The sequence below is a fragment of the uncultured Amnibacterium sp. genome (assembly GCF_964245895.1).
GTDB lineage: Bacteria > Actinomycetota > Actinomycetes > Actinomycetales > Microbacteriaceae > Amnibacterium.
Genome location: NZ_CAXTOQ010000197.1, coordinates 1 through 5,476 on the forward strand (window position 1 = coordinate 1; position 5,476 = coordinate 5,476).

Sequence of the window (5,476 nt, forward strand, 5' to 3'; positions counted from 1 at the left end):
ACCGGCAGCCCGACCACGACGGCCGCCGCGCTCACGACCCTGGCGACCGGCGTCGACCCCGGGCAGCACGGCGTCGTCGCCTATGCGGCGCTCGAGCCCTCGAGCGGACGGGTCGTCAACCAGCTGCACGGGTTCGACGACGCCCTGCCGCCCGGCTGGCAGCGCTCGCGGACGGTGTTCGAGCGCGCGGGGGACGAGGGGGTGACGGCGCTCGCGGTCGGCCCTCGCCACTACGCCTCGTCGGGCTTCACCCGGGAGGTCCTGCGCGGCGCCCGGTACGTGGGCGCGAGGACGATCGAGGACCGGCTCGTCGCCGCCACGGGCGCGCTGCGCGCCGCGAAGGGCGGCATCGCCTACTGCTACGTGCCCGAGCTGGACGTGGTCGCGCACCGCGAGGGGTGGACATCCGGTGCGTGGACCGACCTGCTCGAGACCGTGGACGGAGCCGTGCGCGACACGGCGGGCGACCTCCGGCGGGGCGAGACGCTGCTCGTCACCGCGGACCACGGCATGGTCGACGTGCCTGAGGCGTCGCACGTGATCCTCGAGGACGTGCCGGGGCTGCTGGACGGCGTCCGGGCCGTCGCGGGGGAGCCGCGCCTGCTGCAGCTGCACCTCGAGCCGGGGCTCGACGCGGCCGCGGAGGCGGCGCGGTTCCGCTCGGCGCTCGGCGGCGCCGTCGACGTGCTCACGCGGGCGGAGGCCGTCGACCAGGGCTGGTTCGGGGTCGTCGATCCGGCGGTGGCGCCGAGGATCGGCGACGTCCTCGTGGCCGCTCGCGGCCGGGCGGCGCTCTACGCGTCGGCGGCCTCGCCGGCGAGGGGCATGGTCGGGCAGCACGGCGCGTGGACGCCGGCGGAGCGGTTCGTGCCGCTCGTCCGACTCGACGGCTGACGCGCGAGGAGAGGGCGCCTCAGGGCTCGTCGCGCCCGAAGACGATCTCGTCCCAGCTGGGCATCGACGTCCGGCCGCGCCGCGGGCGCGCCACGGGCACCGGCGCCTCGGCGGTCTCCGCCTCCGCGCCCTGCGCCTCCCGCTCCCGCAGCAGCTGCTCGACCGGGGTGAGGCCGCCGCGCTCGCGGCGGCGCCGGAACGGCTCCGTCGGGCGGTCCTCCGCCGGCACCTCCTCGGGCGCGGACGGCCGCACCGGGAGGCGGTGGATGGAGGCGGACTCGCGGCGCTCCGGCGTCGGGCGCGGCGCGAACACCTCGCCGGTCGGCACGGCGTCCATCGCCCTGGTCGGCGGCAGCGCGTCGTCCTCCGGCTCCGCCGCGTCGTCGCGCTCGCCGCGTCGTCGCGACCGCTGCGCGAGCCGGTCGGGGATCCGGCCGGGCTTCGGCGGGGCGGCCGCGGGCTCCGAGGCTTCCGCCGCGGGCGTCTCCGCCCCGGCCGGAGCCGGCCGGGAGGCACGGGCGGCGGGCGGCGCGCTCGTCGCCGGTGCCTCCTCGCGCAGGGGCGGGAACCGGAACGCGGCGCTGTCGAACCGGGTGCGGTCCGGCTCGACGGGCGCGACGCGGGCGCCGTGCGGCGGTGCCGGGCGCTCCTCGCGCACGGCGGGCTGCGGCTGGGGGACGATCGTCACGGGCGCCGTCGGTTCGATGGCGCGGAGGCGCGGCGTGAGTGCCGCCGGCACGCCCTGCTGCGACAGGGTCGACGCCTCGACGTTGTCGGGCTGCAGGCCCATGTGCTTCGGGTCGAAGCGCCAGCGCGCCTGGTGCTGCACCTCGTCGGCGACGAACGCGACGGCGAGCACCCAGCCGGACGGCTCCTTGGCGCTCGTCCAGCGCACCTCCCTGGCCGCGAGCGCGTCGAGCCGCTCGCCCATCACCGCGCCGAAGGTGCGCGAGCGGGCTCCCTCGGTCTCGGGCGGGAGGCGCACCGCGAGGGCCGACTCGACGATGTAGGCGCGCTCCGCGAGCACCGGGCCGACGAAGCGCTCGATCAGGGCGACCGGCACCCCGGTCATCGCCGCGACCTGCTCCGCCGAGAGGCCGGAGCGGATGTGCGCCTGGATCTCCCGCGGGGACAGGCGCTTCACGTCGGGGGTCGAGCCCATGCCCGCGATCCGGGCCAGCAGCGCCGCATCGATCGGCAGGCGGTAGCGCTCACCGGTGGGCGAGGCGACGACGATCGCGCCGTCCTCCACCGCCAGCACGCTCAGCGTCTGCATGGGTCGCTCCAGTCCTCACGGGTCCTCGACCCGGCGCGTCGAGGATGTCACGCGAGTAGTCGCCCGGCCCGGAAATAGCAGGCGAGTCCCCGATGTTGCACGGGCAGCGCCCCACGGAGCAGAGGGCGCGACGGGGCGTTTGCGTACGGATGCCGCCTCGTGCATACTGTCGCCGCTTTCCGCCCCGGGACCTGGGGGCGGACACCGGCGCGACGCTTCAGAGATGGACGGGATTCGAATGGCGACCGACTATGACGCCCCCCGAAAGACGGACGACGACTCCGACTCGATCGAGGCGCTGAAGGAGCGTGTGCCGGACAAGATGTCCGGCGTCGTGGACGTCGAGGACGCGGACAACCCGGGCGGCTTCGAGCTGCCCGGAGCGGACCTCTCCGACCTCGACCTCGACGTGGTCGTCCTGCCTCCGCAGGCCGACGAGTTCACCTGCGTCAGCTGCTTCCTGGTGAAGCACCGCTCGCAGCTCGACCACGAGTCGAAGCTCGGCCCGATCTGCCGGGAGTGCGAGGCCTGAGCCGCGCACCCAGCAGGGGAGGAGGGGCCCGCCGGTCTGCCGGCGGGCCCCTCCTCCGTCTGCGGGCCGGTCGGGGTCTCCCGGGCCGAGTCAGGTCGTCGGCGCGGCGCGCTCGGCGGCGAGTGCGGCGCGCAGCTCCTCCGGCCGCCGCGTCGACACCAGCCAGTACGGGGCGGGATCGTCCGGGTCGACCAGGCCGACCCGGACGACCGGGTCGATCCAGCCGCGGAACAGCGTGAACGCCCGCGCGTCGAGGCCGGGGCCGCGCGCCTGCGTCGCATCCGGCCCGCGGAAGCCCTCCGTCGCACCGGTGAACGAGACGGCGATCCGCGCGCGCCCCGCGGTCAGGACCCCGTCGGTGACGGCGACGACCGGGGCGGTCAGCACGAGGACCAGCTCGGCCGCGACGGTGACCGCGACGGCCAGCACGGCGCCTGCGACGGCGTCGAGCGGCAGCACGACGATGAACACCGCCGGCAGCAGCAGCAGCACCGCGACGAGCGTGCCGATGCCCGGCGTCAGACGTTCGCGGAATCGCATCACCCCGCCATTCCACCACCAGCGGGAGGCGGTCCGCGCTGCGCCGACTAGCCTCGCTCCCCGTGATCGAGGTGCTCGTCGACGGTCCCGTCCCGCAGCGCGCGATCGCCGGTGACGCGGCGTCCGACCTCGTCTCGGCTGAGGCGGCGACGCTCGGGCCGCAGCAGCGCGCGACGCTGCGCACGGGGCTGCGCATCGCCCTGCCCTCCGGCACGGCCGCGCTCGTGCTGCCGCGCAGCGGGCTCGCCGCGAAGCACGGGATCACCATCGTCAACGCGCCGGGGCTGATCGACGCGGGGTACCGCGGCGAGATCCGCGTGACGCTCCTGAACACCGACCCGGTGACCTCGTACGATGTCGCGGTCGGCGACCGGATCGCTCAGCTGCTCGTGCTGCCGCTGCCGGAGGTGCGATTCGTGCCCGTCGAGCGGCTGCCCGGCAGCGAGCGGGGCGATCGCGGGTTCGGGTCGACGGGGACGGGCCGGGTGCCGGCCGAGGGAAGGGAGTCGTCGTGACCGACGAGGAGAGCGTGCCGGAGCCGCGGCCGAAGTCCGCCCCGGCCGACCGGGAGATCAACGGCCCGCTGGACATGACGGAGGCGAACGCCGTCCGCCCCTACGTGGATCTCGGCGGCGTGAAGATCCCGCCGCGCGAGGGCCTGGGGCTGCGTCTCGAGGTCGAGGAGGGCACTGGGCGCGTCGTCGCTGTCGGCCTCGACTTCGCGAGCTCGAGCCTGCAGGTGCAGCCGTTCGCGGCTCCCAGGTCGAGCGGCCTGTGGCACGAGATCCGCGAGCAGATCGAGCAGCAGATCCTGTCGCAGGGCGGCACGACCCGCGTGATCGACGGCGCGCTGGGTCCCGAGCTGCTCGCGCAGATCCCCGCGCAGGCCGCGCCGGGCCAGGCGCCGGTCACGCGCATCGCCCGGTTCGTGGGCGTCGACGGGCCGCGCTGGTTCCTGCGCGGCGTCATCTCGGGCGAGGGCGCGGTCGACCAGCGCGTCGGCGCCGCGATGGAGGAGCTGTTCCGCAGCGTCGTCGTCGTGCGCGGCACGTCGCCGATGCCGCCCCGCGACCTCATCCCGCTGCACATGCCGCAGGACGGCGCTGCCCAGGAGGCGCCGCCGGCCGCGCGGGCCCGGCTCGGCGCGTGACGGACGGCCGCGAGCAGCCGGAGCGGCCCAGGCCGGGGCTCGCGCGCGCCGCGGACGCCGCCCCGCTCACCGGGCGCGGCCTGCTCGACGCGGTCGGCGGCCCCCTCGGCTTGGTCGAGTCCGTGGTCCCGCCGCTCGTCTTCGTCGTGCTCTACCAGGTCGCCGCGATCTCCGCGGCCCCGCAGACGGTCGACCGGGCGGCGCTCCTCCCGATCGTCGCGACCCCCCTCGTGCTGTCCGCGCTCCTGCTGGTCTACCGCGTCCTGCGCCGCCAGCGGACCGGCTCGGCGATCGTCGGCGCCGTGCTGGTCGGCGTCTCCGCGGCGCTCGTGCTTATCACCGGGGACGCGAACACGAACTACCTCCCCGGGTTCTTCATCAACGCCGGCTACGGCCTGGCGTTCCTGGTGTCCGTGATCGTGCGACGGCCGCTCGTCGGCCTCGTGGCCGGGCTGCTCACCTCCGACGGCGGCTGGGGGACCGAACCCGGCCGTCGTCGCGTCGCGACCGGGCTGACGCTGCTGTGGGTCGCCCTCTTCGCCGTGCGGCTGGCGGTGGAGGTGCCGCTGTACCTCGCGGGCGACAAGGTGGTCGAGCTCGGCATCGCCCGCATCGTGCTCGGCCTGCCGCTGTACTCGATCGTGCTCGTCGTCACGGTGCTCGTGGTCCAGGCGCTGCGTCGCCGGCCGGAGGCGGGGGCGCAGCCGGAGGCGCGGGGAACGTAGTCCGTCGCGCGGTATCGTGCAAGAGGCGTCGCGGCCGTACGCCGCGGCCCGTTGAGGCGTGAGGAGCGACATGGCCGCGGTGGACAGTTTCGGAGCCAGGACCGACCTGACGGTGGGGACGAAGACGTTCCAGATCTTCGCCATCGACACCGTCGACGGGTACGAGCGGCTGCCGTTCAGCCTCAAGGTCCTGCTCGAGAACCTGCTGCGCACCGAGGACGGCGCGAACGTCACCGCGGACCAGATCCGGGCCCTCGGCTCCTGGGTGCCGACCGCCGAGCCGGACACCGAGATCCAGTTCACCCCCGCCCGCGTCGTCATGCAGGACTTCACCGGCGTGCCCTGCATCGTCGACCTCG

At 75.5% G+C, this 5,476-nt stretch carries 7 protein-coding genes and 1 pseudogene; 6 read left to right on the forward strand and 2 right to left on the reverse strand.

Features of this window, described 5'->3' with window-relative positions:
- Positions 1–894 (forward strand): alkaline phosphatase family protein (locus ACFE60_RS17350; RefSeq protein WP_375390110.1); only part of this gene is annotated, 894 nt, incomplete at its 5' end.
- A 19-nt stretch (positions 895–913) separates the two neighbouring features.
- Here the strand turns inward: ACFE60_RS17350 and sepH are convergent.
- Positions 914–2,170 (reverse strand): septation protein SepH, encoded by a 1,257-nt coding sequence (gene sepH, locus ACFE60_RS17355; protein ID WP_375390111.1) that lies wholly within the window; start codon positions 2,168–2,170, stop codon positions 914–916.
- A 238-nt stretch (positions 2,171–2,408) separates the two neighbouring features.
- Here sepH and ACFE60_RS17360 point away from each other — a divergent pair, with 238 nt between their 5' ends.
- A complete protein-coding gene (locus ACFE60_RS17360; RefSeq protein WP_375390112.1) occupies positions 2,409–2,702 on the forward strand; it encodes a DUF4193 domain-containing protein in 294 nt (97 codons plus the stop codon).
- 90 nt (positions 2,703–2,792) lie between these two features.
- Here the strand turns inward: ACFE60_RS17360 and ACFE60_RS17365 are convergent, their stop codons facing one another.
- A complete protein-coding gene (locus tag ACFE60_RS17365; RefSeq protein ID WP_375390115.1) occupies positions 2,793–3,242 on the reverse strand; it encodes a DUF3093 domain-containing protein in 450 nt (149 codons plus the stop codon).
- Between the two features lie 65 nt (positions 3,243–3,307).
- Here ACFE60_RS17365 and dut point away from each other — a divergent pair, with 65 nt between their 5' ends.
- The 4 genes and pseudogenes from dut to acnA all read left to right on the forward strand — a co-directional run.
- Positions 3,308–3,757: a dUTP diphosphatase gene (dut, locus tag ACFE60_RS17370; RefSeq protein WP_375390116.1), complete on the forward strand. Its 450-nt coding sequence runs from the start codon at positions 3,308–3,310 to the stop codon at positions 3,755–3,757.
- Entirely contained in the window at positions 3,754–4,392 is a 639-nt protein-coding gene (locus ACFE60_RS17375) for a DUF3710 domain-containing protein (protein WP_375390113.1), read from the forward strand. The genes dut and ACFE60_RS17375 overlap by 4 nt, the downstream gene beginning before the upstream one ends.
- Entirely contained in the window at positions 4,389–5,117 is a 729-nt protein-coding gene (locus tag ACFE60_RS17380) for a DUF3159 domain-containing protein (RefSeq protein WP_375390114.1), read from the forward strand. Before ACFE60_RS17375 ends, ACFE60_RS17380 begins: the two co-directional genes overlap by 4 nt.
- Positions 5,118–5,187: 70 nt before the next feature.
- Positions 5,188–5,476: pseudogene (gene acnA, locus ACFE60_RS17385) on the forward strand (aconitate hydratase); the annotation flags it as partial.

Bases quoted from the DNA above. Each gene is read 5' to 3' on its own strand.
- sepH (WP_375390111.1), bottom strand. From the start codon at position 2,170: ATGCAGACGCTGAGCGTGCTGGCGGTGGAGGACGGCGCGATCGTCGTC.
- ACFE60_RS17360 (WP_375390112.1), top strand. From the start codon at position 2,409: ATGGCGACCGACTATGACGCCCCCCGAAAGACGGACGACGACTCCGAC.
- ACFE60_RS17365 (WP_375390115.1), bottom strand. From the start codon at position 3,242: ATGCGATTCCGCGAACGTCTGACGCCGGGCATCGGCACGCTCGTCGCG.